Genomic DNA, 25,345 nt, shown 5'->3' with positions numbered 1-25,345 from the left:
GTCAGTCGAGACGCTGGGGATTGTAGCCACTGGTGATACTTTCGGGATCGTCGACACGACGGAGGAGTCGCCGCATGATCGGGCCGAGAATCTCCTGGTCATAGTCGACCAGGAGATCAAGAGACACATCCGCGAGATCGACGAGTTCCGAGTCGACCTCGACAGCGAACGGTTGATTCACCGGCATACCATTACCACACTCCGCGCCCGATGACGGCAATGGACGCGGCAGAACGCGCATTCGTCGGTGAATGGACCGATAGCACCCGGGATGTCACCGCCACCGATCCCCCACCACCCTTCGGTGCGCGCGTCGCCGCAGGTCAGAGCAATTCTTGAGAATCCGGCCAGGGTACCTGCGCACACCACCCGTCGGGAGCGCGACCCGCACCGGTCGACGACGCGACCACCGGTCGTGTCGATTTCGGCGGCGGAGCGCGAAATGCGCTGCTCACCACAGTGGACCGTGGTCCACATCCGGTGGCGCGGTGGTGTTAGCGTGATCTCGTGTCCGGAACAGCCGTCGTGTTCGTACACGGATTCTTGTCCTCGGCCGACACCTGGGGAGAATTCGTCCGACTCGTTGCCCAAGACGACGCCCTGACCGGCCTTCACGTGCACACCTTCGGGTACGAATCGCCGTTGGTCTCGCTCAATCCGCTACGCCGGATACCGCACATCGACGACATCGCCGACGACCTGCGCACCTACCTGTCCCAGGACCTGGCCGACCACTCCCGGCTCGCGCTCGTCTCGCACAGCCAGGGCGGTCTGGTGGTCCAACGGGCCCTGGCCCGGATGCTCGCCGACAACCCCGGCGAACTCGACCGCCTCCGCCTGGTGCTCATGTACGCCTGTCCGAACGCCGGGTCGGACCTGGCCCTGCCGCTGCGCCGGAGCTTGCTGCGCTGGCACCCACAGGAGGCGGACCTGCGCCCGTTGCGCGCCGCCGTGCTGGACGCCCAACGGGTGGTGCTCCGCCAGATCGTCCACGCGCCGCAGCCGACCGTCCGGGTCAAGGTCTACGCCGGTGCCAGCGACGGCGTGGTCCCGCCCGCCTCGGCTCGCAGCGTCTTCCCGGACGCGGGCGTACTGCCCGGCGACCACTTCTCCATCATCCAGCCGGATTCCCACGAACACCGCTCCTATGTGGTGCTGCGGCGGGCCCTGCTCGCCCTCGACGATCCCGCACCCTCCCCCGAGGCACTCCCGGACGTCCGCCACCTGGACACGGGAACGCCGCAGGCCGCCGGGCCGGCGGTGGAGCCGACCGGTGACGAGTACGCCGAACTGGTCCGGCTCCTGCTCGACCTGCCCAACATCCACGATCCGTCGTTCCGGCAGCAGCTCTACTCGCTTCTGCCCCGGCCGGTGCAGGAGCAGTTGCCGCGCAGCCCGGTGGCCCGGTTGGAGCTGATCGGGATGCTGAGCACGCTGTGGCGCTACCGCCACCTGGACGGCTGGCAGGCCCTCGGCGCAGGCCTCACCGCGCTCGTCCCCGACCACCCGGCCACCGTCGCCCTGCTCGCCCGGCTCGACACCCTCGCCCGGTCGATGTAAGGAAGGGCACCCTGCTAACGCCTCGGGTAGAGCAGGGGTCCCCTCCTCACAGCCGGACGACCGGGTAGCCGGCCACGGCGATCTCGGAGGCGTCCCCATCGACGCGCCGCGCCGATGGATTCGGCGCGGCTTCGTACCGACGAGGTCAGCGGGTCAGGGCAGCCAGTCCGGCCGCAGCGGGTAGCCGTTGACCGCGTCCGGGCCGTTGCGCGTGGCCAGCACCTGGTGCAACTGGATGCCGTTGCGCTCGAACGCCAGCCGCGAACCGGCCATGTAGAGCCCCCACACCCGGGCCGTGCCACTGCCCACCTCGGCGACGCAGAAGTCCCAGTGCTCCACCAGGTTGCGGCACCACGCCGCCAGGGTCAGCGCGTAGTGCTGGCGCAGGTTCTCCTCGTGGTGCACCTCCAGCCCCACGTCGTGCAGTCCACTGATCACCCGCCCGGGACCGGCCAGCTCCCCGTCGGGGAAGACGTACCGGTCGATGAAGGCGCCCGACCGATGCGGCGCCCGGTTGTCGGCCCGGGTGATGCAGTGGTTGAGCAGCCGCCCCTGCGGACGCAGCCGGTCCCGCAGGAAACCGAAGTACGCCGGGTAGTTGCGCACCCCGATGTGCTCGGTCAGCCCGATCGAGGAGACCGCGTCGAACTCCCGCCGGGGCGCGTCGCGGTAGTCCATGTGCCGCACCTCGGCCAGCCCGGTCAACCCCTCACGCGCGATCGCCGCCTGCGCCCACTGCGCCTGGGCACGCGACAGGGTCACCCCGAGGGCCTTGACGCCGTACTCGCGGGCCGCGTGCCGGACCATGCCGCCCCAGCCGCAGCCCACGTCGAGCAGGCGCATCCCCGGACGCAGCGCGAGCTTGCCCGCGACCAGGTCGTACTTGCTCGCCTGGGCCTCCTCCAGCGTGTCCTCGGGACTGCGGAAAACCGCGCAGGTGTACGTCATCGACGGCCCGAGCACCTTCTCGTAGAAGGCGTTGGAGACGTCGTAGTGGTGGCTGATCGCGCTGCTGTCCCGGAACCGGGAGTGCCGTAGGCCGCTCACGATCCGCCTCCAGCGGGGCAGCGCCTCCTGCGGCGGTGCCGGTGGCGGCAACAACCGTTCCCAGCCCAGCCTGCGTACCAGCGCCAACCCCTCGGCCACCGTCGGTGTGCGTACCCGCAACTCGTCCTTGAGCACCCGCAACGCCTCGTACGGGTCGCCCGGGTGCACCCCCTCCAGCGCCAGGTCACCGCTCACGTACGCCCGCGCCATACCCAGATCGCCCGGCGCCGTGAGCAGGTACGACAGTCCCCGCTCGGAGCGGATCGACAGGGTGATCCCGGCGTCGGCCGGGCCGAGGCGACTGCCGTCGTACCCGGTGACCCGGACCGGCAGCGGGCCGGCGGTGAGTGCCCGGACCACGTCCGCGACACGCGGACCACGTCGGCCGCTCCCGTCCGGCGGTCTGGCGGGAGCACCACCCGCCCCCTGCTCTCGATCAACAAGGCTCATGCCGGCACTCCGCTTCGCTCCGTGCCACCATGAGGCTCGATCGCACTGAACCTGATGATTCGCTCGCTACGCTCGCTCATGCGCGCGTTACCGCCTTTTCGTACAGTCCGGTGAGCCGATGTTCCGGGTCGTACCGGTCCCGCACGGCGCGCCATATGTCACCGCCGTAGAGCCGGTCGAACGCATCCCGGTCGTAGTACGCGTCGGAGTAGAGCGACTTGTGTCCGCCCGCCTCCGACACCGCGCGCTCGATCTCCCGGTTCACGGCACCGTCGACGGCACCCTCGGTGATCGGCACGCTCCCCCAGAACCCGATGTTGACGTAGTCCTGCCCCGGCCGGAGCGGATACAACGGCCAGGACCGGGCGCTTCCACCGCCCGCCGGCTCCCGCAGCCGCAGCGGGCACAGCCACACCGGGGTCATCCCCACCCGGCGGGCGAACCAGTGCAGGAAGTCGGCGGTGCGGTCCAGCGGGACCTCGACGTCCTGCACCACGCGCTCCCGGGCCGGCTGGCCACGCCACCGGTCGATCCGGGCGGCCACCTGGTGGCGGTGTTCCAGCCGCACGATGCGGTGGTAGACGTCGCTGCGCCGCCACCGGGCCGGCCACAGCCGCCGCACCAGCGGATGTTGCGCCCCGAACGCCGCCGAGCACCAGAACCAGTCGGTGTCCCAGCGCCACAGGTAGTCGTGGACGGTGAGGGTGTCGTGCGGCAGCCGGCGCAGCGAGCGGTAGTAGATGTCCTGACCGGTGTAGTCGGAGACCCGGCCCGGATCGTCGGTGAAGCGGGCCAGCACCAGGTACGCCTCGCCGGGGCTGAACATCACCCCGTCCATCGCGTCGACGCTCTCCCCCGCCCAGGCGCGGCTGGCGGAGATCTCGCCGATCGCCTCGGTCAACGCGGTCAGGTCGGTGAATCGGACGTTGCGCAGCGCCACGTGCCGCCGGACCGGTTGCAGCTCGATGCGCAGCCGGGTGGCGTAGCCGAGGCTGCCCAGCGAGTTGGGGAAGGCGGCGAAGAGGTCCGCGTGTTCGCCCGCCGGCCGGGCGGTGACCAGCTCGCCCGCCCCGGTGAACACGTCCATCTCGGTCACCGACTCGTGCGGCAGGCCGTTGCGGAACGAGGTCGACTCGATGCCCAACCCGGTGACCGCCCCACCCAGGGTGATGGTGCGTAGCTGCGGCACCACCAGCGGCATCAGGGCGTACGGCAGGGTCGCCTCGACCAGCCGCTCGTAGGTGCACATGCCCTGCACGTCGGCGGTGCGGGCGACCGGGTCGACGCTGAGCACACCACCGAGCCCGCTGACGTCCAGACCCGCCGTGCGCGGGGCGGCGCGCGGGCGGAACAGGTTGGAGGTCCGTTTGGCCAGCCGCACGGGCCGACCCGGTGGCACCGCAGCGTACGACCGTCGCAGCTGAGCCACCGCCACGTCATGATCACGCAAAGCGTGCATGTGGTCACTTTACGCGTCGGCGGCGTCACCGGCGGGCCGTCCACGCGAGAGTTACCGCACCTGCCATGGCGTACCGGCCCGGGGGTGGGCCAGGATGCCGGCATGTCGGAAACCGATGGATCGGGCACCGTCTACGGCACCCGCCGTTCCGGACCGCCCCGGGACCCGGTGCTACTGGCGGCCGGTGCGGTCGGACTGGCCGGCGTACTGGCCGGGGTGCTCTTCGCCACCGGCCTGCTCGGTGGCGGCGACGACCCGGCGCCGACCCCGGTGGCCGGCAGCCCGACGCCGGCCGCGCCGGGCCCGAGCGAGAGCGTCGCACCGCCGACCGTGGAGAGCCCCGAGCCGACGCCCACCCCGTCGCCCACGCCCAGCGAAGCCGACCCGAACAGCGGGCCGAAGGTGCTCCGGGGCGTCGGCTCCGGCCTCTGCCTCGGGCTGGATGGCGACGGCGAACGGGCGGTGGCGAAGCTGGCCGGCTGCACCGGTGGGCCGGAGCAGCAGTGGGTGGTCAACCCGTTCGGCCCGGACACGGTGACGCTGACCAACGCCGCCCACAACCAGTGCCTCGACGTGGAGGGGCGCAGCGGCGACGACGGCGCGCGGTTGCAGCAGTTCGGCTGCCACGGCGAGGACAACCAGCAGTGGCGTCTCCAGCCGGCCGACGACGGCGCCGTGCTGCTGGTGGCCGTGCACAGCGGAAAGTGCGCCCAGGTCCGCGACGGTGGCGGCGAGGCCGGCATCGACGTCGTCCAGGCCCCGTGCGACGGCAACCCGGCGCAGCGCTGGTCGCCGCAGTAACCGGCACTATCTGAAAGGAAGGGCCCCTTGTTAACGCCTGCGGTATAGCAGGGGTCCCCTGCTAACAGGTGCCGGACAGCGAGCGCAAGACAGCGGTGCCGGGAAGCGCGCGAGGGCAGGGCGTCAGGGGCGCAGTGTCCGCAGCTCCGTCAGGTGTCGGGGCAGGTGGACGCGGGTGTGCAGGTCGATGACGCGACCCCAGGGCAACGGCTCGTCGACGACGAGGTCGAAACCCTCGCGCAGGTGCGTCTCCACCGGCGTGTCGGCCCCCGCGCCGAGCCGGGCCACCAGGGCGACCAGGCGATCGCTGCTGCGCCGGAGCCGGTCGGCCAGCCCGGCCAGGCCACCCGCCTCGGCGACCAACGCGTCCAGTTCCGGCCGGTGGATCTCGTCCAGCTCATAGAAGGCGTACGGGGAGCCGGCGAGCACCGCTTCGGTCGCCTCGCTCATCAGCTCGTCGCCGGTGACCAGGGTGCGCCACGATCTGTTCGGCGCTGTAGCGGCCGGTCGGCGGCGGCCCGAACCCGCCCACGTCGATCTCGGTCAGCAGCGCGTCGTACGCCTGCCGCAACCCGTCGACCTCCACCCCGCCGAGCCTAGCGGCGACCGCGCCGTGACCGCAGGTAGTCGCTGACCACGTACTCGCCGAGGTCCTCGGTGTCCGGGGTGAAGACCCGGCCGCCGCTGCGCCGGGCCACCGCGTCCACGAAGCGGCGCAGCCCCGGATCGTCACCGAGCATGAACAGGTTCAGCGTCGCGCCGTACCGGCCGATCCGGTCCACCTCGCGGATGGTCGCCTCGACGGTCTCCGGCAACGACGGCCAGTGGAACACCGCCTCGCCGTCGGCCGGGTCCAGGTGGGCGGTCGGCTCGCCGTCGGTCACCACCAGTACCACCGGTTCGGCGTCCGGGTGGCGGCGCAGGTGCCGGCCGGCGAGCCGCAGGGCGTGTTGCAGGTTGGTGCCCTGGGTCATGTCCGGCTCGGCGGCGGCCAACTCCTGCTGGGTCAGCGTCGCCGCCCGCCGACCGAACCCGATGATCTGGAGCGCGTCCTGCGGGAACCGGGTCGCCATCAGGTGGGCCAGCGCGAGGCCGGTCTGCTTCATCGGACCCCACCGGCCCTGCGAGATCATCGAGTACGACAGGTCCACGCAGAGCGCCACCGCCGCCGAGGCCCGTCGCTCGGTCTCGACCACCTCGAAGTCCTCGACGGCCAGGTGCAGCGGCACTCCGGGGCCGGCCCGGCGTACCGCCCGGGTCAGCGTCCGCACCACGTCGATGGGCTGCTCGTCGCCGTACCCCCAGGGTCGGGACGCGCCGGTGACCTCGCCGGCCGCGCCCGCCGACCGCAGGTCGTGCTCTCCCCGGGGCCCGGCGGTCAACTCGGCGAAGACCTGCCGCAACGCGGTGCCGCCGAGACGGCGCAGCGCCTTCGGACTCAGGGTCAGGCCCTCGGCGTCCCGGGTCACCCAGCCCTGCCGCCGCAGCTCCCGCTCCAGTTCCCGGAGTCGGCGTACGTCGTCGGCGGCGTCCCGGCCGAGGGTACGGGCCACCGACTCGACGTCGATGTCGTCCAGGGTCGCCCCCGGGTACTCCTGCCCCAACTGGTCCAGCAGGTCGTCCAGCTCGGCGATCTCGTCCAGCGCCCCCGTCGCCTCGCCGTAGCCGAGCGGCTGCTCGCCGCGCATCCGCTCGCCCCGGCCCCAACGCAGGTCGGGGCGGAGCGCCCGCAGGTTGCCCTCCAGGTCGGCCAGTTCGCCGGCCAGCCGGTCGCCGAGCGACTGGCGCATCAGGCCGGCGAGTTCCTCCCGCTGCCGGTCGGAGAGCGAGTTCATCAGCCGTTGCCCGGCCGCCGACCGCCGGGCCAGCAGGTCGATCAGCTCGTCGACGTCGGCCGGACGTTCCGGGAAGAAGTCGCCGTGCCGGCGCATGAACTCGGCGAACGCGTCGGTCGTGTCCTCGGCGCGGGCGTGCCGGGCCAGCAGGGCGTTCAGGTCCCGCATCATCTCGACCAGCCGCTCCTGCACGGCCGGGTCGGCGGCCATCTGGGTCGAGGAGCGCAGCCCGGCGAAACGCTGGCCGAGTACGTCGTCCCGCAACCCGTCGAGGATCCGCTGGTAGGTCTGCCGGGCGTCCTCACTGGCCCACCGGTACTCGGAGAGTTCCCGCACCGCCTGGGCGGTGGAGCGGGGCAGGTCGTCCAGCATCGCCTCGGCGAACCGGGCCGCCTCGTCCGAGCGCCCGGACAACTCGTCCCGCTCGGCGGCGAGTGCCTGGTCCAGCAGGGCCTGTGCCCGGGTCACCGCACCGTCCAGGTCGCCCCGGCGCAGTGCCTCCCGCCGGAGCCGACGGGCGCGGGCGGTCAACGGGTCCAGTCCGCCCCGTTCCTGCGGTCCCCGACGCAGCAGCTCCCGCAACGCGTCCCGCAGGCTGCCGCCGGCCAGCACCTCCTGGCCGACCTGGTCCACCGCCGACTGCACGTCGTACGGCGGCGCCAGCGGATCGGGGCCACCCCGCCACTGCCCGTACCGGAACCGGTTGCCCGCCATAGTCAGTCCCGGCCGCCGTAGCGGGTCCGCCCCGAGTCGGTCACGTCCTTGTCCAACCGTCGACTCAGGTGCAGCCCTTCCAGCACGAACTCGACCGCCGCAGCGGCCTGCCCGGGGCTGGGCGCGTCACCGACGCCGAGCCGGTCGAGCACCTTGGCCAGCCCCGGCACGGTGCCCACCTGGCGCAGCAGCTCGGCCGCAGACACCAGTTCCCCGGTCTCGACGGTCTCGCCCTCCTCGACCAGCGTCGTGAACCCGGACAGGTCGAGCCCGGCCAGCCGGGCCCGGAACGTGTCGGCGGTGGCGGTGCGCAGCAGGTGGCCGAGGATCTCGATCTCGCGGCCCTCCTCGCCGCTCTCGAACTCGACCTTGCCGCGCAGGGTGGAGGTCACCGACACGGCGTCACCCACCCGCGCTACCGCGTCGAGCGCAAGGAAGGGCACCTTGTTAACGTCTGCGGTAGAGGAAGGGTCCCCTGCTAACACCTCACCCCGAGCGGCAGACGCACCCGACGCGGCAGCAGCGCCCGGCCCGGCAGACGTGCCCGCCGCGGTGGACTCGGCGGCCAGCAGGCCGGCCCGGCGCAGTGCGGCAGCGGCCACCGTCTCGGCGGCGGCGACAGCGAACCGGGCGGAGACGCCGGAGCGCGGGTCGACCGAGGGCGACTCGCGGACCGCGCGGGCGAACCGGGCGAGGACCTCCAGCACGTGTTCCGGCACCTCGGCGACCAGGTCGGCCTCCTGCCGGATCAGCTCCAGTTCCCGCTCCAGGTCGGTCGGGTAGTGGGTGCGGACCTCGGCGCCGAACCGGTCCTTGAGCGGGGTGATGATCCGCCCCCGGTTGGTGTAGTCCTCCGGGTTGGCGCTGGCGACCAGGAGCAGGTCCAGCGGGAGCCGGAGCTGGTAGCCACGGACCTGGATGTCCCGCTCCTCCAGCACGTTCAGCATCGCCACCTGGATGCGTTCGGCCAGGTCCGGCAGCTCGTTGACGGCGAAAATCCCCCGGTTGGTGCGCGGCACCAGCCCGAAGTGGATCGTCTCGGGGTCGCCGAGCGTACGGCCCTGGGCCAGCCGGATCGGGTCGACGTCACCGATCAGGTCACCGACGCTGGTGTCCGGGGTGGCCAGCTTCTCGCCGTACCGCATCGAGCGGTGCAGCCAGCCGATCGGCAGGTCGTCGCCGGACTCGGCGACCAGCGTCCGCGACGCCGGGGTGACCGGGTGCAGCGGGTGCTCGTTCAGCACCGACCCGGGGATCACCGGGGTCCACTCGTCCAGCAGCGTCACCAACGACCGGATGAGCCGGGTCTTGCCCTGGCCCCGCTCGCCGAGCAGCACCATGTCGTGCCCGGCCAGCAGCGCCCGCTCCACCTCCGGCAGCACCGTGTCGTCGTACCCGACGATGCCGGGGAAGCGTGGCACGCCGCTGCGCATCCGGGCCAGCAGGTTGTCCCGCAGTTCCTGCTTGACGCTGCGGTACCGGTGGCCGGCGGCGCGCAGCGCACCGAGCGTGCCGGGCAGGTCGGCCGGTGGGACCGGGGTCATCGAGGTCGGTGCAGTCACCCGCCCAACGCTAGCGCGCTCGGGTGGCTTTCAGCTCTCCCCGTCGGATCCCCGGCTCAGCCGGGTGAGTGCGGCGTCGATGGCGGCCCGCTGCGACTCCTCGGAGTAGGTCTGCGGATCGACCGCTGCCAGCGCGTTCAGCCCTTCGACCACCGCGACCAGGCTGATCGCGGTCTCCGCGCTGGCGGCCGGCGGCCAGTCCGGGCGGACCTCGGCGACCAGGCCGCCGATGCGGTCCAGGAACCGCCGGTTGTAGGCGCGATGCAGGTCGGCGAGGACCGGGTCGGCCAGCGCGGCGGCGAGGAAGCCGACCCACACCCGCGCTTCCTCGCGCTTCTCCTCGGTCGGCGAGGCGGCCTGCCACAGCACGGCCCGCAGTGCCGCCCGGGGCGAGTCGGCGGCGGCTTCGACGGCGTCGGCGCGCTGGCCGGTACGACGGTGCAACAGCTCCCGGGCGTGCGCCAGCAGCGCCTGCTTGTCGGCGAAGGTGTGCAGCACCATGCCGGTGGTGCAGCCGGCCCGTGCCGCGACCGCGCGCAGGGTGAGGCCGGGCAGCCCCCGCTCGGCAAGCACCGACCAGGTGGCCGCCGAAAGGCGCTGTCGCTGGTCGGCGAGGTCCCGCCGTCTGGGCATCCGTCCCTCCCCTGGCCGTGGCCCGTTACCGTAGCGTACGTTACGGTAACGCTTGTTACGGAAACCGGAGAGGGAACGACGATGGTCTCCATCGACCACGAACCGTGGGGCTCGTTCGACGCGACCCGCCTGCGCGCCGCGCAACGGGCCGAACTCGACGCCCGCTACGGCTGCGACGACCACGAGCCGGGGACGCCGCCGAGCGCCGAGACGATCAGCGTCTTCCTCGTCGCCCGCGACGCCACCGGCACCGCCGTGGGCTGCGGCGGCCTGCGCCTGCTCGGGCCCGACTCGGCCGAGATCAAGCGGATGTACGTGGTCCCGCCCGCCCGGGGCACCGGTGTGGCCGTCGCCGTCCTGCGCGCCCTGGAGGAGGCGGCCCGTCAGGCCGGCGTACGCACCCTGCTGCTGGAATCCGGCACCGCCCAGCCCGACGCGCAGCGCTTCTACGAACGCGAGGGCTATCGGCGCATCGACAACTTCGGCCCGTACCACGGTGCGGCGCTCTCCGTCTGCTACGCCCGAGACCTGCCCTGAGCGAGCACCGCTCCCTGCCGCATCTCGCGAGGATCCGAGCCGCAGACGGGGCAGCTACCCTCCGTACCTGCGTCGGCAGTTCCCCTCTCCACCACTCCGGGCCCTTTGCTCTGCTTCAACCCACGCAATAGCGGCTGAGCAGGAGTGATCCACGTGCAGGGACCGACCGCAGAAGGACCGCCGACCACCGAGGGTGACTGCCGCGTCCGTTGAAGCAGAGCAAAGGGCACGGAGGGAAGGTCGGTGGCCGCCCCGGAGCAGGGCACCGGGAGCGATGGAGCACCGGGAGCGGGTCACCGGGAGCGGCAGAGGACCGGCAGCGGCCGAGGACCAGGCCGATGGTGGGCCGGGCGGACGGTGGGCCGGGCGGACGGTGGGCCGGGCGGACGGTGGGCCGGTCAGCGGCCGGCGCGGGCCTTGATCATGCGTGGTACGGCGGCCAGGCCGGTCAGGGGGCGGAACGCCCGGGCGGCGTTGACCAGGGCGGCGTACTCGTCGTCGGTCAGGTCGATCTCGGCGGCGGCGGCGTTGCGCTCCATCTGCTCCACGCTGGACGCCCCGGGGATGGCCACCACGTTCGGGTGGCGCAGCACGTACGCCAGGGCGATCTGGCTCGGCGTGGCGTCGTGGGCGGCGGCCACCTGGCGCAGCGTCTCGATCAGGGCGGTGCCTCGGGCCAGGTTCTCCGGCAGGAAGTACGGGTTGGCCCGGCGGATCGCGCCGACCGGTGGGTGGTATGCGTCGTACCGCCCGGAGAGGAAACCCTGGGCCAGCGGGCTGTACGCGATGACGACCCGACCCGCCTGGGCCGCGTACGGCAACAGGTCCTGCTCCGGTTTGCGGTCCACCATGCTGTAGCGGACCTGGTTGCTCAGCACCCGGCGCCCCAGCACGGTCTCGGCCACCTGCCAGCGGCGCAGGCTGTAGTTGCTCACCCCGACCTCGCCGACCAGGCCGACGTCCTGCAACGCGCGCATGCCCCGCATGGTGGTGCCGTCGGCGACGAGCGGGTTGGGCGAGTGCACCTGGTACAGGTCGATGCTGCTGACGCCGAGCCGGGCCGCCGAGGCGACCGCCCGCTGCTGCACCACCGCCGCCACCGGCAGCACCGGAAAGATCTTGGTAGCCACGGTGACCTTGTCCCGGTCGGCGGCCAACGCGGCGCCGAGGATGCGCTCGCTGCGACCGAGGCCGTAGATCTCGGCGGTGTCGAAGACGGTCACTCCCAGCTCGACGGCACGCCGGACGATGTCCGCCGCCAACCGCTCGTAGTCGGGGCCGTAACCCCACTCCCGCGAACCGAACTGCCAGGTGCCGAGACCGATCTTGGAGAGGGGCTTCGGGGTGTCGAGCTGCACGTAGCGCATGATGTCGACCGTACCCGCCGCGCTGTGCCCCGGCCGCCGGTCCGGCGGGCGAGGCCGCGCCGGGCGGTCACCAGGGGCGCGGGTTGGCCCGGTGGTTGCGGACCGTGCAGACGGGTCCCGGCGGTGGCCCGCCGCGCGAGCCGCGCAGCCACCGGACGATCGACACGAGCAGCAACGTGACCAGCAGGCCGCCCGCGACCAGCGGCCAGCGACGGCCGTCCAGGTAGGTAACCGCGGCGACGGGTACGTTCTCGGCGGCCTCGGTCCCCGCGTCGGCACCGGCGCCCGGCAGCGCGTCCGTGGTCTCCGGGGTGCCGCCGACCGCGCTGGCCGGTGTGGTGCCGGGGCGGAGCGCGTCGACCGCCACGACGTCCACGTCCGAGCAGGAGTAGTAGGTGTCGGCGGTCTCCGAGTGCTGCCAGATCGTGTAGATCACGTGCCGGCCGCTGCGGTCCGTCGGCAGCCGGCCGGACATCAGGTACGTCCCGTCCCGCAGCGGCGGGTCGGTGATCCGCAGGAAGGGCAGCCTGTCCAGGTCTGCCCAGGTCAACGCCCTCGACGGGGTGTAGCCCGGCCGGGTCAGATAGAGCCGGAAGGTGCCCTTCTGGGCGGCGGTGGCGCGGTACTGGAAGGCGAACTCCGCGCCGGCGGTCAGCGGCGTCGCCGGCCAGTCGGTGCGCGGCAGGTCCAGCCCCCGGTACGCGGACAGGCCGCCGCTGCACAGCTCCCCGTCGGGGATCGTCTCCCGGTCCCGGCCGTCGACGCCGTACACCCGGACGTTGTCCCACTCGCGCAGCGCGGCGCCCTCCTTCTCCGCCGCCAGGCAGGCCGACGTGCCCACGTGCGGCCCGCCGGGCGCGCAGCCGGCCGAGCGGCTGACCGGGTACGTCGGGGCACCCTGCGCGGCGGCGGGCAGCGCACCGGTCGTCGTCCCGACGAGGGCGACCAACGCGACGACGACAACTCGACGTACGGCCATGATTTCGGACCTCCCACGCACCAGTACGGGCCGGAGGCGTCGAGAGTTCGATCTCTCCGGCCCGGATCGGCGGGCGGCCCGATCGACCGGCGTCAGGAGCGGTACGCGGCCACCGCCTTGGCGAACCGTTCCACCAGTTCACGGCAGTCGTCGGTGGAGACGGTCAGGTGCGGCAGCAGTGGCATCACACCGCTCGCGTAGCTGGTCAGCAGCCCGTACTCGCGGCACACCCCGCGCAGGTTGTGCACGTCGCGCAACGACCAGAGTTGGCCGTCGGCGTCCCGCAGCTCCACGCCGAGCATCATGCCGATGCCACGGACCGCGCCGATGCGGGGATCCGCCTGCGAGGCGGCGTCCAGCATCTCGACCAGTTCGGCGCCGCGACGGCGGACCGCGGGAAGGAAACCGTCGGCGGTGAGGATGTCGAGCACCGCCAGGCCGGCCGCCGCGCCGATCGGGTGGCCGTCGGTGGTGGAGCCGTTGGGGAAGCCGAGCCGCACGGGCGGGTCGGCGAGGGCCTCGTAGATGTCGCTCGCCACGACGAGTGCGGCGAGCGGGAAGTAGCCGGCGCTCAGGCCCTTGCCGAGGACCAGCATGTCGGGGACCTCGGCGAGCCGCTCGACGTAGCTCATCGCGGCGACCCGGCCGGCACCGGTGGTCACCTCGTCGGCGATGGTGTGGATGCCCCGGCGACGGCACTCGACGATGAGCGTCTCCAGGTAGTGCTCCGGCGCGGGCAGGAACGAGGTGCCGGAGACCGGCTCGAACATCACCGCCGTCACCCGCTCCACGCCGACCGACTCGATGGCGTCGAGGACCGGGCGTACGCACTCGCCGGTGCACGCGTCGGGGTCGCAGGTCACCGGCGGCGGCGTCGACACGTGCACCACGTGCCCGTCGATCGGGGCGGAGTAGTCGTGCAGGATCGGCTCGTCGGTCAGCGCCGTGGCCAGCGGTCCGGTCCCGTGGTACGCGTCGTGCAGCGCGATCACGGTGTGCCGGTCCGTCTCACCGGTCATCCGGCGGTAGAACCGGGACAGCATCGCCGCCGCCTCGGTCATCTGGCTGCCGGTGTTGCCGAAGCGTACGTGTCGCAGCGGCTGCGGCAGCAGCGCCACGAGCGCGGCGGCGTAGTCGACGGTGACCTGCGGCGGATGCTCGTAGCGCATCACGGTGCCGCTGGGCAGCACGTCGAGCTGACGGGTCATCGCCTGCTTCACCGACTCGCACGAGTACCCCAGCGTGACGTTCCACATCGACGAGCGGGCGTCCAGGTAGCGCCGCCCGGCGGCGTCCTCCAGGTGGCTGCCGGCGCCGCTGACCAGGAACAGATCGGGGCCGTTCTCCCGCAGGTGGGGGCCCATCGGCGTGAGGCCGTGCCAGACCGCGTACTCGCTGTTCGTCATGGTCATCTCCGCGGGGTGAGGGGGGCCGGGGTGTCGAGTGCCGCGCGGACGATGCGGTCCGCGTCGGGGAGCAGGCCGTCGAGCAGCGCCGGGCTCACCGGCGCGGGCACCGGGACGCCGGTGAGCAGCTCGACGTGCTCGGGGCGGACGGCGCCGGTGCGTACCAGGTGATAGGCCAGATCGGTGAGGACGGACCCGGCCCGGGGCTGTTCGTCCACCAGGATCACCGGCCGGTCGGGCACCACCATCGCGGCGACCCCGTCCCGGTCCAGGGGCGCCGCCGTCCGCAGGTCGACCACCCGGGCCTGGACGCCGTGCTCCGCCAGCCGTCGTGCGGCCAGCAGACTCTCGATGACCGTGTTGCCGATCCCGACCAGCGTCAGGTCGTCGCCGGGCCGGGCCAGCCCGGCGACGCCGAACGGCAGCGGGGCCGCGGACGGCTCGGGCTCCGGCAGGTCGGCCCAGGTGGGGGTGAACAGGCGCGGGGACTCCAGCAGGACGACCGGGTCGGGGTGTCGCAGCGCGGTCCGCAGCAGGCCGCCGACGGCGTTCGGCGAGCCGGGTACGGCGACGACCAGGCCGGGGATCTGGCTGAGCAGGCCGTACGGCACGTGTTCGTGCTGCGCGCCGAGGTGCTCGCCGCCCTGGGTGACGCCCCGGATCACCAGCGGCACCGAGAACTGGCCGTCGCTCATGTACCGCCAGGTGGTGACCTGGTTGACCAGTTGGTCGAAGGCGCTGAACAGGAACGCCGCCCGGTGGACGCTGAACAGCACCCGCCGACCCACCAGGGCCATGCCCAGCGCCATGCCGAGCATCGCGTTCTCCGCGATCGGCATCCGGACCATCCGCTCGGGGCCGTACTGCGCGACCAGGTCCTCCTGCTGGAAGGTGCTGAAGTGGCTCAGCGTCGGCTGCTCGGTGAACGCCTCCCGGACCGCCTCACCGATCGGGTGCCGGCGGCTCACCGGCCCGCCCCGATCAGGTCACCGGTGACGGTCACGCCGGTGGTCGCGGTCGCCGGATCGGGCTCCTCGGCGTCCAGCGCCGCCTGCAGCAGCGCGTCGACCTCGGCGGCCACCTCGGCGTGCAGGGCGGTCAGGTCGACCGTGAGCCGTCCGGCGGCGACGGTCAGTGGATCGCGTTCCGCCCACCGTCGCCGTTCCTCCTCGGGCCGGTACTGCGGCGGCGGATGCTGCCCGAGTTGGGTGTGGAAGTCGCGCAGGTAGGTGTGCGCCACGACGACCTGCGGTCCGGTGCCGGCACGGCAGGCCGCCAACGCGGTGTCGGCCGCGTCGTGCACCGCCTCGACGTCGTTGCCGTCGACCTCGACGTACGGCAGCTTCAACCCGGCGACGAGTTCGACGGGGCTCAGATGGCGTACCAGGGCACTCGCCGTCTGGTCCTGCCAGCCGTTGTCCTCGCAGACCACCAGCAGCGGCAGCCGCTGGGCGGCGGCGATGGTGAGGGTCTCGTACGCGCCGCCGGCACCGAGCGCGCCGTCACCGCAGAAGACCAGTACGGCCCGCCCGTCACCGTCGAGCCGGGCGGCCATCGCGGCACCGGCGGCGATCGGGAGTTGGGCGGCGACGATCGACGTCGAGCCGAGCAGACGGTGGTCCCGGTCGGCGAGGTGCATCGAGCCGGACTTGCCGCCGCACAGACCACCGCTGCGGCCGAGCACCTCGCGCATCACCCGGTCGGGCGGGCAACCGGCGGCAAGGGCGTGCCCGTGGCAGCGGTAGAAGCTGACCACCCACTCGGCGGGGTCCCGGGCGCCCAGCACACCGACGGCGACCGCCTCCTGACCGGTGTACGGATGGATCGCGCCGGGCACCAGGCCCTGTTCCGCGCACCGCAGCAGGCTTTCCTCGAAGAGTCGGATGGTGAGCATGTCACGGTAGGCGGACAACAGGTCCATGGTGCTTCCCGTCGTTGGCTTCTCAGCGAGTGCGGTCCCGGGCGGAGATCGCAGAACGCGGTGCGCCAAACGTGATGCCGGTTCAACTTTCGGGTCGGCGGGGTGCGGCGTCAACGGCTGGCTCCGAGGATGGCGCGATGCTGCCAACCTGGTCGCCGCCGTCGGAATCGTCGATTGGCGAGATCGTGCCATCTTCCGGGCCGGACAGGTCCGTACCGGTGCCGCGCAGGCTGCTCACGCAGCCGCCGAGCAGCGCGGCGGAGGCGAACAGGATCAGCGTGGGCACCAGTCCCCACCACTGCGCCAGGGCTCCGCCGAGCAGTGCGCCGACCGGGATCGCGAAGGTCGTCGCGGCCCGCCCGAGGGCGATCACCCGGCCGAGTTGGTGAGTGGGCACCAGCGACTGCTGGAGGGTGGTGGTCGCGATGAACCAGACGGTGGCGCAGAACGAGAAGATCGCCTCGTAGACCACGAGCGTGACGAAGGGCGGGGCGACGGTGGCGGCCGGGATGAGGAACAGCGCGGCACCGGCCAGCGGGGCGAACACCGGCACCACCCGGGTCATGCCCAGCCGGCGGATGACCCGGCCCGCCACCGTGACGGCCAGCATGGACACCACGCTGCTGACCACGTAGGTGATCCCGATCAGCCCGGGTGACAGGTGCAGGTGCTGGTAGGCGTAGACGAGATAGAGGGCACCGAGCGCCGAGCCGCCGAAGTTGAGGGCCGCCGCCGTCACCGCCACCCGCACCAGGACCGGGCGCTGTCGCATCGCCGCCACGCCCTCGCGCAGCTGGTCGAGCAGTCCGGCCGTCGCACCCGCGGAGGTGGCGGCGGGGTCGGTGCGGGGGCCGATCCGCAGCCGGGCGTACGCGACCACGCTGACCAGCCGGGCCAGCGCGTCGACGCCCATCGCGGCGGCGGCGCCGGCCACCTGGATCAGCCAGCCGGCCAGGGCGGGCCCGGCCACCTGCCCGACCGACCGCGCCCCGGCCATCGCCGAATTCGCCTGGACCAGCCGTTCCGCCGGGACCAGGCGGGGAATCGAGGCCTGGAGGCCGATGGTGACCAGGGCACCCAGGCCACCGGCGACGACCGCGACCACGGCCAGCATCGGGATGGTGAGCACGTCCAGCAGACCGGCGACCGGCACCGTGGCCACCACGGCCGCGTAGCCGAGACTCCCACCGACGAGCAGGCGGCGCGGCGAGCGGGTCCGGTCGACCACCACCCCGAGCATCGGGGACGCGAGGGCATGCGTGCCGAACTCGATCGCGAACAACGCGCTGGCCACCAGCGGCGACGCTCCCAGGTGGAGGATCGCCAGCGTGGGCAGCGCCAGCGCGGTGATCTCGGTGCCGACGACACCGGCCCCGTGCGCCGCGACCAGCGGGCCCAGACCCTCCACCCGGCGCCGTAGCCGCCCCAGTCCCGCAGTCATCAGCGCAGGGTATGCCGCCCGGGTGGCAGGTCCGTGCCACCGCCCGGCGGGCACCTTGACCATGGTCCACACCGCCGTTACCGTGGCGCCAAGCTCCGGGCGGAGAAGTGGCTGGTAGCACCGGCCGCAGGCAGGACACGAGGCGCGTGGCCGGTCCCAGCCGAACCCACGGGTTCGCCGCCGGATCGCCCTGCCAGACGTGAGGCCGAGATCCCTTCCCCTGTCGGTAGTGGAGCTGGTCATGGCACTCATTCGTCACGATGAACTCGACAGCGACGCCGTCGCGTACCGCGTCTTCGGTGTGACCCGGGACAAGAAGGCCTGGCGCGCGAGCGACATCATCGGCGACGGACTGCGCCGCAAGGACTGGGACCGCACCGAGATCGCCTGGCGGGCCGCCTCGCGCGGGTACTACGCCGAGCAGGCCGGACTGGTCGCCGCCGCCACGCTGGCGGCGAACACCGAGGACGCGCCGTTCCGCTTCAGCCTGGCCCTGGCCACCGCCGACGAGGCACGCCACGCGGACGCCTTCTACCAGTACGCCCGCGCGATCGGCGGCGACGTCGAGCCGGACGCGCAGGAGACGATGGAACCGCTCGACGAGATGCTGCTGAGCCTGCCGCACATGGGTCGGGCGCTGGTCCACACGATCCTGGAGGGGCTCGCGTCGGACGAGTTCATCCTCTTCAGCGAGATCTTCGCCGGTGACCCGCTCGCCCGCCTGTACGAGGCGGTGCGGACCGACGAGATGCAGCACATCGCCATCGGGCTGAACTATCTCTCCCGGGTCTCCGCCACCCCGGCCGGCGCCGAACTCTGGCGCGCGCACGGCCAGGAGTGGCACGACATCGGCTTCGACATCACGGCGCTGAACAGCATCGCGACGTCGTGCGCCACGTTGACCGGCCGCGACCCCGAGAAGGTGCGGTCCTGGTTCGTCCGGCGGCACCGGGCCCGACTGCGGGCCGCCGGTCTGTCCTTCCTCGACCTCGAAGGAGGTGAACGTAAATGAAGATCAAGAAGGTGGCGATCAAGAAGGTCACGCACGGCTCCTGCAAGTACGCCGTCATCCTGTGAAACACAGGTGACTGATCCGGTGGTCCGGGTGGGGTGACCCGCCCGGACCACCGGTAGCCCGCGCTGCCCACCAGTTCCTGCCACCCGCGCCGGATCCCGGAGACGAGACGATGACCATCTGCCTCGCGGCCATGCCGTGGCAGTCCCTGGACTGCCCGTCGCTGCCCATCGGACTACTGAAGGCCGTCACCGTCGCCGCCGGCCGACCGGAACCACTCAGCTACCACGGCGGCATCCGGTGGGCCGAGTACCTGCTTGAGGCCTCCGGCGGCGAACTGGGACCGCCGGAGTACACCGAGGTCGCGGAGGAGGGGCTGTTCCACGGGCTCGGCGACTGGGTGTTCGCCGGGGTGTTGCGCGGCGACGACGCGTTCGGTGTGCCGGAGTTGCGCCGCTACGCCGAGGACCGTGGCCTCGACATCGACCGGGTCACCCGGATGCGCGAGTACGCCGCCGGCTTCGTCGAGGTCGCGGCCCGCGAGATCCTCGCCACCGAACCGACCCTGGTCGGCTTCACCACGACGTTCATGCAGAACGCGCCGAGCCTCGCCACCGCCAAGCGGATCAAGGAGCTGGCTCCGCACGTGCCCATCGTGCTCGGCGGCGGCAACTGCGACGGGATGATGGGCGCCGCGATCCACGAGAACTTCCCCTTCGTCGACTACGTCGTCCGCGGCGAGGGCGAGATCGCCTTCCCCGCCCTGCTCGACGCGCTGGACGGCCGGATAGCCCTGGCCGCCGTACCCGGACTGTGCTGGCGTGACCAGGACGGCCGGCACGACAACCCGCAGGGAAAGCTGATCCCGCCGGCCCTGATGCCGGTGCCGGACTACGACGACTGGTTCGCGCTCATCGCCGAGTCGCCGGTCGGCGAGTACGTGGAGCCGAAGCTGGTGCTGGAGAGCGCCCGGGGCTGCTGGTGGGGCGAGAAGCACCACTGCACCTTCTGCGGCCTGAACGGCACCGGCATGCAGTTCCGGGCCAAGGCGCCGGAGACGGTCATCGAGGAGCTGACCTCGCTGGTCCGCCGGCACCAGACGCTGGACGCGATCATGGTCGACAACATCATCGACAACCGCTACTACCGTGATCTGCTGCCCAGCGTGGCCGCGCTCGACTGGGACCTGCGCATCCACTACGAGGTCAAGTCGAACCTGCGCCCGGACGAGATCACCGTGTTGCGGCAGGCCGGTGTCACCCACGTGCAGCCGGGCATCGAGTCGCTGGTCAGCCCGGTCCTCAAGCTGATGGACAAGGGCGTCACCGGGGTACGCAACGTCCGCACGCTGCGCGACTGCGAGGCCGCCTCGCTGACCGTCTCCTGGAGCTGGCTCTACGGATTCCCGACCGAGTCCACCGCCGACTACGAGGCGGTCCTGCGGCAACTGCCGGCACTGGTGCACCTGCAACCGCCGGCCGGTGCCGCCCGGATCCTGCTGGAGCGCTTCAGCCCGTACTTCGAGAACCCGCTGCTGGGATTCCCGAACCGCCGGCCCGCCAGGATGTACGACCACGTCTACGCACTCGCGCCGGAACAGCTGACCGACATGGTCTATCTGTTCGACACCGATCCGGCCGGGCTCTCCGAGACCGACGCCGAGGGGCTGCACAAGCTCATCGGGATCTGGATCGACGCGTACCCGTCCAGCTCGCTGCGGATCCTCAGTGCCGACGACGAGGAGATCGTGATCGAGGACCGGCGGGTCGGCTGGCCGGAGCAGGACCACCGGATCACCGGGGCCGGGTTCGTGGCCGCGTACCGCGAGTTGGAGAACGGGCGGACCGCGAAGGCCCTGGCCGCCCGGGTCGCCGAGTACGGCCTGCCCCCGGAGGAGTTGCAGGACTGGTTGGCGAAGCTGGCCGGTGACGGGCTGCTCTTCACCGAGCAGGGCCACTGGATCTCCCTGGCCACCCCCACCGAACCGTTGAAGGTGAGCTGATCCCATGACGACGGCGACGAGCGCGGTGATCGCCTTCGACGCACTGCGGACGGACCCGGCGGCGTACAGCCTGCTCGCGGTCGAGCTGCCCGAGCCGTTGCGGTTCGGGCAGTCCCCGGCGCAGGACCTCGACCTGCTGCGGCTGCTCCGTGCGGTCACCAGCCACGCGGTGCGGCTGCGGTGGACGCTGAGCGGTCGTCCGTCGTTCCCGCTGCACACCTACTCGCACCTGTTGCCACCGTGCCTCGGCGTGGAACTGGACGACGTCACCCACACGGTGGCGTGGGCGCGGGACTACCGCTACGGGTCGTTCTACTACCGCCGGGGGCCCGGGATCGTCACGATCAAGGACGTCCGGCCCGGCCAGCCGGCCTCGCGGATGGTCATCGAGGACGGTGCCGACCGGTTCGAAATTCTCGCCGAGTCGGCGGACGGCCGCCCGGAGGCCGACGACGCGGAGCTGGTCGCTGACGCGGTCGAGGCAGGTCTGGCCGTCGAAGCCGACGGCCGCACGCTCGTACTCCCGTTCCGGATGCGGCACTGGCCGGTGCCATACCTGGCGGTCTGATCAGACCAGGCCGCGCCGCGCGGCATGGACACCGGCCTGGAATCGGGTGTTGGCGTCGAGCCGGTGCATCATGTCGGACACCCGTCGGGCAAAGGTCCGCCGGCTCATGTGCAACGTCGCCGCGGCCTGGTCGTCGGTGAGTCCGTCGCCGAGCGCGCGGATCAGCTCCTCGCCCTCGTCGACCCGGGCGGTCGTGGTGCGGGCGGCCCGGGTGCGCTGCACCGCGGTGTCCCACATCAGGCCGAACACCGTGGCCATCGAGTCACCCATCACCACGCTGCGGATCCGCGTGAGCCGGCCGTTGCACGGGTTCACCGGATCCTGGTGGGGCAGATAGACCACGGCCCGGTCCCGCACCACGAGGAAGTAGGGCAGGTCCACCGGGGCCGGCAGGGCGATCCCGTCCCGGGCGAGGGCGGCCACCGGCTCGGCCGGCGACTCCCGGCCGGGCGTGAAGAGCAGGCGGACCGTCAGGTTGCGGGCCCGTAGCTCGCCGAACACCTCCGCCGGCAGCGGCATCTGACCGGGTACGGGCGCCACGACCAGGAGTTCGGTCCGGGTGAGGTCGGTCAACTCGGCGCTGAGCAGCAGGGCGCTGATGTCGGCGCTGAGTACGCGCCGATCCTGATAAGCAGCCCGCTGGACGAGGTTTCTATCAGTAATGGTGGAACGGACGGGTATAGAGCTTGGGCTATCGTATATCACCTTATATGCCCATCGATAACGGCACGCGTCACCGACCGACCATCGGCCGGCACGGTCCTGCTGCATTTCCACCGGACCACGGAGAGTGAAACTCGGACCCTCCGCCGCCCATTCAGAGCGGGTGTCGGACGCCGGGCGACCGGACGATGATCACAGCTCCCACTGCCGGATCACCTCCCAGCCGTCGAGTCGCTCGGCGGCCCGTACACAAAGATCAGCCAGACTCAGTTCGGCGGATCTCATGTCACAGATAGCGACATAGGCCCCTATCCACATCAAACCCGCTCGTTCTATAACCTTGACGTGTTCGACTCGATCGCCATCCACACGACAGCCGAGAATCAGGTCCCTTAGCCGTTCGGGCGTCAGCGGCGTCCGTGCCGTCGTCACCGGAATGAGCGTTACGGCTGACAGCTGCACGTTTCCATCCAATGTGTCGTAGACATCCCCCCGCCAACACACCCCCACGTTCAGCGAACGGCATCCGCGACCTAGCGCAGCGGCATTCCCCAGGAGTACCCGGCGGTCGGCCCGTCGGTTTTGGGAACCCGGTCTCCGAGCACCGGAGCGGAGGCGCTGACCACGAGAGCCAGGGCGGCAAGGGCGAACTTCATGCGACGAGACATACGGCGTCTTTCCTTCCCGAATCAGGCAACCTGCCTAACGGTTTCCCCGATTACCGCGTCGGCGAAGCCAGTCTCTTGCGACGCCCGGATACGGTCAACAAGATCGAAGTGACGGGATCGCGCCAGGCGGGTTCACGTCAGCGTGGCAGGATCTTGCCAGCCGTCTTTGCCATCTGACAATCTCTTTCCCGGCACGCCACCGGTCGGGCACGGAGTACTAGTGGAAGGGAGCAGCGTGTTCAGCACCCTGGGCATATCGACCACCGCAGAGGCCGTTTACATGACCATGTTGCGCCAGTCGACCTGGGGGGTCGCCGAGATCGCCGAGTCCCTACGCATCGACGCGCGGCAGGTGCACGACGCACTCGACGAGCTGATCGAACTCGCTCTGGTCCGCGAGTCGCCCGTCAGCCCTGGCAAGATCACGCCGACCAGTCCCAAGGTCGGTCTCGCGGCGCTGCTCGCCCGCGCCAAGGCGGACATCGCCCAACAGCAGTACGAGATCGAGGCGACCCAGGCGGCCATCGACGCGCTCTCCGAGGCGCACCACGTCGACCAGCCCGACCAGCAGGACCAACTGATCCAGATCGTGCAGCTCGACTCGGTGCGCCAACGCCTCCAGCAACTCGCCCGGCTGACGCAGGTGGAGTGCCTCTCGTTCAACCCGGGCGGGGCGCACCGGCCGGACGCGATGGCCGCCAGCAAGCCGGTCAACCAGGAGGCCCTGGAGCGGGGCGTGACCATCAAGTCGATCTATCAGGAGAGTTTCCGGAACGACCCGGACACGCTGGCCTACGCCCGCTGGTTCAACAACCTCGGCGGCGAGACCCGCTGCCTGCCGGTGGTGCTGTTCCAGATGATCATCGTGGACCGTCGGATCGCCCTGTTGCCGGTCGACCCCACCGACGCCCGCAAGGGCGCCGTCGAGATCCACAACCCGGGCGTCACCGCCGCCCTCAGTGCGCTGTTCGACCACGCCTGGTCCACCGCGACACCGTTCGGCGCCGCCGCGAACGCCGACGAGAACGGGTTGGAACCGACCGAGCGGCAGTTGCTCCAACTCCTCGGTGACGGCTACACCGACGAGGCCACCGCCCGCAAACTCGGCCTGTCGGTCCGCACCGTGCAACGGATGATGTCCGACCTGACCACCCGGCTGGGCGCGGAGAGCCGTTTCCAGGCCGGCGCCAACGCGGTGCGGCAACGCTGGCTGTGATCCGGTCCGCGCCCCGCCCCGGGAGGTCCCGCGACGCGGGACCACGGGGCGAGGGCGCGGCGGGTCACACCGACGGTTCGCAGATGAGCCAGTCGCCGTCCTCGCGGAGCATCGACACCAGCCGTGCCTGGGTGGTGCCGTCGGCGTAGCTGACGCTGACCCCGACCGTGCCGGTGGTCTTCCACGGCAGGCCGTTGACCCGCAGCTCACCGGTCATCTCGTGGGAGCTCGGCAGCCGCGCCTCGGCCGCCGAGGTGAACGCCTCCCGGGACTGGTCGGCGCGTACGTCGGCGCAGAGCGACCCGTACGCGTCGTCGAAGCGCCGCTCCTCCAACGCACGGTAGTAGTCGTCCACCACGTCCTTGGCGACACCACCACTGCGGGCCGTCAGGAACACGGCCGACCCCGCTCCGGCGAGCACCAGCAACACGACCGCACCGATCACCACCAGCAACACCGTCTTCCTGGTCTGTTCCGACTCCTGCTTCCTCATGCCGGCACTCCGCTCCGCGTCGTCCCCTGCTCCCTGCGACCGGCACCGCCCTGCGTGCCGCCCCCGGGCGCGTCTGCCTCGATGATCTGCTCACTCCGTTCGCTCGTGTCGGCGCCGAACACGGCGGTGGTCGCGCCGGCGGTCTCCGCGCCGTCGATCACCAACTCCTGCCCGGTCAGGAAGCTCGCCTCCGGGGAGGCGAGATAGTGGAACGCCGCCGCGATCTCGTCCGGTGACGCGTGCCGTCCGGCAGGGATCTTCGCGTTCACCTCGTCGAGCATCGCCGGCGTGTACTCGGCCAACTGCATCGGCGTGAGCACCGCACCCGGGCTGACGCAGGCGACCCGGATCCACGGGCTCAGCTCCAGGGCGAACGTGCGGCACAGCGCCACGATGCCGGCCTTGGTCGCGTTGTAGTCGGCGTAGAGCGGGTATCCGCGCGCGCCGTTGACCGATGCGGTGGCCAGCAGGACGCCGGCCCGCTGCCGCACCATCACCCGGGCCGCCGCCTGCCACAGTCCGAGCACGCCCAGCAGGTTGACGTCGATGACGCGGCGCGCGTCGGCCTCGGACAGGTCCAGCACCCCGTGCCGCACGCTGATGCCGGCATTGGCGATCACCACGTCGATCGGGGCGGTCTCGGCGACCTGAGTGACCGCGTCGCGGACCGCCGACCAGTCCGCGACGTCGGTCTCGATCCACTGCACCGCCGGGTTCTGCGGATCGGCGGGGGCCTGCACGTCCAGGTTGAACACCCGGTCCCCGCCCGCGGCGAACCGTTGGGCCGCGGCCCAGCCGATGCCGCTGGAGGCACCGGAGATGATTACCGTCCGCATCGAACTCTCCCAGTTCTCGTTGGGTCGTGGGGGGGGGGGGGGGCCCGCCCCCCCCCCCCGGGGGGCGGCCCCCCCCCCACCCCCCCCCCCCCCCCCCCCCGGCGGCGGCCCCCCCCCCCCCGGCCCCCCGCCGTAATGCCGGCCAAACAAAAACACCACCCTGGTAAATGGG

General features: G+C 71.7%; 23 protein-coding genes and 1 pseudogene. 7 read left to right on the top strand and 17 right to left on the bottom strand.

Annotation, left to right across the window (positions count from 1 at the left end):
- Position 1: 1 nt before the first annotated feature.
- The gene (locus ABZ738_RS29380) at positions 2 to 181 is read right to left on the bottom strand and encodes a hypothetical protein (protein WP_117228938.1); all 180 of its coding nucleotides are present in this window, start codon (positions 179 to 181) and stop codon (positions 2 to 4) included.
- 326 nt (positions 182 to 507) lie between these two features.
- Here ABZ738_RS29380 and ABZ738_RS29375 point away from each other — a divergent pair, with 326 nt between their 5' ends.
- Positions 508 to 1,560, top strand: a complete 1,053-nt coding sequence (locus tag ABZ738_RS29375) for an alpha/beta fold hydrolase (protein ID WP_357218510.1) — start codon at positions 508 to 510, stop codon at positions 1,558 to 1,560.
- Positions 1,561 to 1,713: 153 nt separating this feature from the next.
- Here the strand turns inward: ABZ738_RS29375 and ABZ738_RS29370 are convergent, their stop codons facing one another.
- Together ABZ738_RS29370 and ABZ738_RS29365 are read right to left on the bottom strand one after the other, a co-directional pair.
- Positions 1,714 to 3,057, bottom strand: a complete 1,344-nt coding sequence (locus ABZ738_RS29370; RefSeq protein ID WP_357218507.1) for a class I SAM-dependent methyltransferase — start codon at positions 3,055 to 3,057, stop codon at positions 1,714 to 1,716.
- A 76-nt stretch (positions 3,058 to 3,133) separates the two neighbouring features.
- Positions 3,134 to 4,516: an FAD-binding oxidoreductase gene (locus tag ABZ738_RS29365; RefSeq protein WP_131055638.1), complete on the bottom strand. Its 1,383-nt coding sequence runs from the start codon at positions 4,514 to 4,516 to the stop codon at positions 3,134 to 3,136.
- Between the two features lie 102 nt (positions 4,517 to 4,618).
- Here ABZ738_RS29365 and ABZ738_RS29360 point away from each other — a divergent pair, with 102 nt between their 5' ends.
- Positions 4,619 to 5,317, top strand: coding sequence for an RICIN domain-containing protein (locus tag ABZ738_RS29360; protein WP_357218504.1), 699 nt, complete (start codon positions 4,619 to 4,621; stop codon positions 5,315 to 5,317).
- A 123-nt stretch (positions 5,318 to 5,440) separates the two neighbouring features.
- Here ABZ738_RS29360 and ABZ738_RS29355 read toward each other — a convergent pair.
- From ABZ738_RS29355 to ABZ738_RS29340, 4 genes and pseudogenes are all read right to left on the bottom strand, one after another.
- Positions 5,441 to 5,903: pseudogene (locus tag ABZ738_RS29355) on the bottom strand (hypothetical protein).
- Positions 5,904 to 5,913: 10 nt separating this feature from the next.
- Positions 5,914 to 7,866 (bottom strand): VWA domain-containing protein, encoded by a 1,953-nt coding sequence (locus ABZ738_RS29350; protein WP_131057059.1) that lies wholly within the window; start codon positions 7,864 to 7,866, stop codon positions 5,914 to 5,916.
- Positions 7,867 to 7,868: 2 nt separating this feature from the next.
- Positions 7,869 to 9,410: a magnesium chelatase gene (locus ABZ738_RS29345; protein WP_176095668.1), complete on the bottom strand. Its 1,542-nt coding sequence runs from the start codon at positions 9,408 to 9,410 to the stop codon at positions 7,869 to 7,871.
- A 48-nt stretch (positions 9,411 to 9,458) separates the two neighbouring features.
- A complete protein-coding gene (locus ABZ738_RS29340) occupies positions 9,459 to 10,061 on the bottom strand; it encodes a TetR family transcriptional regulator C-terminal domain-containing protein (RefSeq protein ID WP_357218500.1) in 603 nt (200 codons plus the stop codon).
- An 81-nt stretch (positions 10,062 to 10,142) separates the two neighbouring features.
- Between ABZ738_RS29340 and ABZ738_RS29335 the strand changes: the two genes are divergently transcribed.
- Positions 10,143 to 10,598, top strand: a complete 456-nt coding sequence (locus tag ABZ738_RS29335) for a GNAT family N-acetyltransferase (protein WP_357218497.1) — start codon at positions 10,143 to 10,145, stop codon at positions 10,596 to 10,598.
- A 398-nt stretch (positions 10,599 to 10,996) separates the two neighbouring features.
- Here ABZ738_RS29335 and ABZ738_RS29330 read toward each other — a convergent pair whose 3' ends face one another.
- From ABZ738_RS29330 to ABZ738_RS29305, 6 genes are all read right to left on the bottom strand, one after another.
- On the bottom strand, positions 10,997 to 11,965 hold the full coding sequence (locus ABZ738_RS29330) for an aldo/keto reductase (RefSeq protein ID WP_357218494.1): 969 nt from the start codon (positions 11,963 to 11,965) through the stop codon (positions 10,997 to 10,999).
- A gap of 67 nt (positions 11,966 to 12,032) precedes the next feature.
- Complete coding sequence (locus tag ABZ738_RS29325; protein ID WP_131051468.1) at positions 12,033 to 12,944, bottom strand: lytic polysaccharide monooxygenase; 912 nt, start codon at positions 12,942 to 12,944, stop codon at positions 12,033 to 12,035.
- 92 nt (positions 12,945 to 13,036) lie between these two features.
- Positions 13,037 to 14,350, bottom strand: a complete 1,314-nt coding sequence (locus ABZ738_RS29320) for an aminotransferase class III-fold pyridoxal phosphate-dependent enzyme (RefSeq protein ID WP_357218490.1) — start codon at positions 14,348 to 14,350, stop codon at positions 13,037 to 13,039.
- A 2-nt stretch (positions 14,351 to 14,352) separates the two neighbouring features.
- Positions 14,353 to 15,318, bottom strand: a complete 966-nt coding sequence (locus ABZ738_RS29315) for a transketolase C-terminal domain-containing protein (protein WP_131051466.1) — start codon at positions 15,316 to 15,318, stop codon at positions 14,353 to 14,355.
- On the bottom strand, positions 15,315 to 16,262 hold the full coding sequence (locus ABZ738_RS29310) for a thiamine pyrophosphate-dependent dehydrogenase E1 component subunit alpha (protein ID WP_161594891.1): 948 nt from the start codon (positions 16,260 to 16,262) through the stop codon (positions 15,315 to 15,317). The genes ABZ738_RS29315 and ABZ738_RS29310 overlap by 4 nt, the downstream gene beginning before the upstream one ends.
- A gap of 91 nt (positions 16,263 to 16,353) precedes the next feature.
- Positions 16,354 to 17,712, bottom strand: coding sequence for an MFS transporter (locus ABZ738_RS29305; RefSeq protein ID WP_161594890.1), 1,359 nt, complete (start codon positions 17,710 to 17,712; stop codon positions 16,354 to 16,356).
- Between the two features lie 241 nt (positions 17,713 to 17,953).
- Here ABZ738_RS29305 and ABZ738_RS29300 point away from each other — a divergent pair, with 241 nt between their 5' ends.
- From ABZ738_RS29300 to ABZ738_RS29290, 3 genes are all read left to right on the top strand, one after another.
- Entirely contained in the window at positions 17,954 to 18,724 is a 771-nt protein-coding gene (locus tag ABZ738_RS29300; RefSeq protein ID WP_131051463.1) for a ferritin-like domain-containing protein, read from the top strand.
- 175 nt (positions 18,725 to 18,899) lie between these two features.
- Positions 18,900 to 20,729, top strand: a complete 1,830-nt coding sequence (locus ABZ738_RS29295; protein ID WP_131051462.1) for a RiPP maturation radical SAM C-methyltransferase — start codon at positions 18,900 to 18,902, stop codon at positions 20,727 to 20,729.
- A gap of 4 nt (positions 20,730 to 20,733) precedes the next feature.
- Entirely contained in the window at positions 20,734 to 21,297 is a 564-nt protein-coding gene (locus tag ABZ738_RS29290) for a DUF5825 family protein (protein WP_131051461.1), read from the top strand.
- Here the strand turns inward: ABZ738_RS29290 and ABZ738_RS29285 are convergent, their stop codons facing one another.
- On the bottom strand, positions 21,298 to 22,002 hold the full coding sequence (locus ABZ738_RS29285) for a hypothetical protein (protein ID WP_357218482.1): 705 nt from the start codon (positions 22,000 to 22,002) through the stop codon (positions 21,298 to 21,300). It abuts the gene before it with no gap.
- A gap of 491 nt (positions 22,003 to 22,493) precedes the next feature.
- Entirely contained in the window at positions 22,494 to 22,616 is a 123-nt protein-coding gene (locus ABZ738_RS29280; protein ID WP_255446594.1) for a hypothetical protein, read from the bottom strand.
- A 247-nt stretch (positions 22,617 to 22,863) separates the two neighbouring features.
- On the opposite strand from ABZ738_RS29280, the gene ABZ738_RS29275 reads away from it, so the two are divergent.
- The gene (locus tag ABZ738_RS29275) at positions 22,864 to 23,844 is read left to right on the top strand and encodes a helix-turn-helix transcriptional regulator (RefSeq protein ID WP_131051459.1); all 981 of its coding nucleotides are present in this window, start codon (positions 22,864 to 22,866) and stop codon (positions 23,842 to 23,844) included.
- A gap of 64 nt (positions 23,845 to 23,908) precedes the next feature.
- On the opposite strand, the gene ABZ738_RS29270 is transcribed toward ABZ738_RS29275, so the two are convergent.
- Positions 23,909 to 24,337, bottom strand: a complete 429-nt coding sequence (locus ABZ738_RS29270; RefSeq protein WP_131051458.1) for a hypothetical protein — start codon at positions 24,335 to 24,337, stop codon at positions 23,909 to 23,911.
- Positions 24,334 to 25,173: an SDR family oxidoreductase gene (locus tag ABZ738_RS29265; protein WP_357218477.1), complete on the bottom strand. Its 840-nt coding sequence runs from the start codon at positions 25,171 to 25,173 to the stop codon at positions 24,334 to 24,336. The genes ABZ738_RS29270 and ABZ738_RS29265 overlap by 4 nt, the downstream gene beginning before the upstream one ends.
- Positions 25,174 to 25,345: the final 172 nt, after the last annotated feature.

It is taken from the genome of Micromonospora sp. NPDC047793 (assembly GCF_040642635.1).
Taxonomy (GTDB): Bacteria; Actinomycetota; Actinomycetes; order Mycobacteriales; family Micromonosporaceae; genus Micromonospora.
This window is presented reverse-complemented; position numbering and strand designations above follow the sequence as displayed.

Excerpts from the sequence above, each read along its gene's own strand:
- ABZ738_RS29370 (WP_357218507.1), bottom strand. The coding sequence starts at position 3,057 with ATGAGCCTTGTTGATCGAGAGCAGGGGGCGGGTGGTGCTCCCGCCAGA.
- ABZ738_RS29365 (WP_131055638.1), bottom strand. The coding sequence starts at position 4,516 with ATGCACGCTTTGCGTGATCATGACGTGGCGGTGGCTCAGCTGCGACGG.
- ABZ738_RS29360 (WP_357218504.1), top strand. The coding sequence starts at position 4,619 with ATGTCGGAAACCGATGGATCGGGCACCGTCTACGGCACCCGCCGTTCC.
- ABZ738_RS29350 (WP_131057059.1), bottom strand. The coding sequence starts at position 7,866 with ATGGCGGGCAACCGGTTCCGGTACGGGCAGTGGCGGGGTGGCCCCGAT.
- ABZ738_RS29345 (WP_176095668.1), bottom strand. The coding sequence starts at position 9,410 with ATGACCCCGGTCCCACCGGCCGACCTGCCCGGCACGCTCGGTGCGCTG.
- ABZ738_RS29340 (WP_357218500.1), bottom strand. The coding sequence starts at position 10,061 with ATGCCCAGACGGCGGGACCTCGCCGACCAGCGACAGCGCCTTTCGGCG.
- ABZ738_RS29335 (WP_357218497.1), top strand. The coding sequence starts at position 10,143 with ATGGTCTCCATCGACCACGAACCGTGGGGCTCGTTCGACGCGACCCGC.
- ABZ738_RS29330 (WP_357218494.1), bottom strand. The coding sequence starts at position 11,965 with ATGCGCTACGTGCAGCTCGACACCCCGAAGCCCCTCTCCAAGATCGGT.
- ABZ738_RS29325 (WP_131051468.1), bottom strand. The coding sequence starts at position 12,944 with ATGGCCGTACGTCGAGTTGTCGTCGTCGCGTTGGTCGCCCTCGTCGGG.
- ABZ738_RS29320 (WP_357218490.1), bottom strand. The coding sequence starts at position 14,350 with ATGACGAACAGCGAGTACGCGGTCTGGCACGGCCTCACGCCGATGGGC.
- ABZ738_RS29305 (WP_161594890.1), bottom strand. The coding sequence starts at position 17,712 with ATGACTGCGGGACTGGGGCGGCTACGGCGCCGGGTGGAGGGTCTGGGC.
- ABZ738_RS29300 (WP_131051463.1), top strand. The coding sequence starts at position 17,954 with ATGGCACTCATTCGTCACGATGAACTCGACAGCGACGCCGTCGCGTAC.
- ABZ738_RS29295 (WP_131051462.1), top strand. The coding sequence starts at position 18,900 with ATGACCATCTGCCTCGCGGCCATGCCGTGGCAGTCCCTGGACTGCCCG.
- ABZ738_RS29290 (WP_131051461.1), top strand. The coding sequence starts at position 20,734 with ATGACGACGGCGACGAGCGCGGTGATCGCCTTCGACGCACTGCGGACG.
- ABZ738_RS29280 (WP_255446594.1), bottom strand. The coding sequence starts at position 22,616 with ATGAAGTTCGCCCTTGCCGCCCTGGCTCTCGTGGTCAGCGCCTCCGCT.
- ABZ738_RS29270 (WP_131051458.1), bottom strand. The coding sequence starts at position 24,337 with ATGAGGAAGCAGGAGTCGGAACAGACCAGGAAGACGGTGTTGCTGGTG.
- ABZ738_RS29265 (WP_357218477.1), bottom strand. The coding sequence starts at position 25,173 with ATGCGGACGGTAATCATCTCCGGTGCCTCCAGCGGCATCGGCTGGGCC.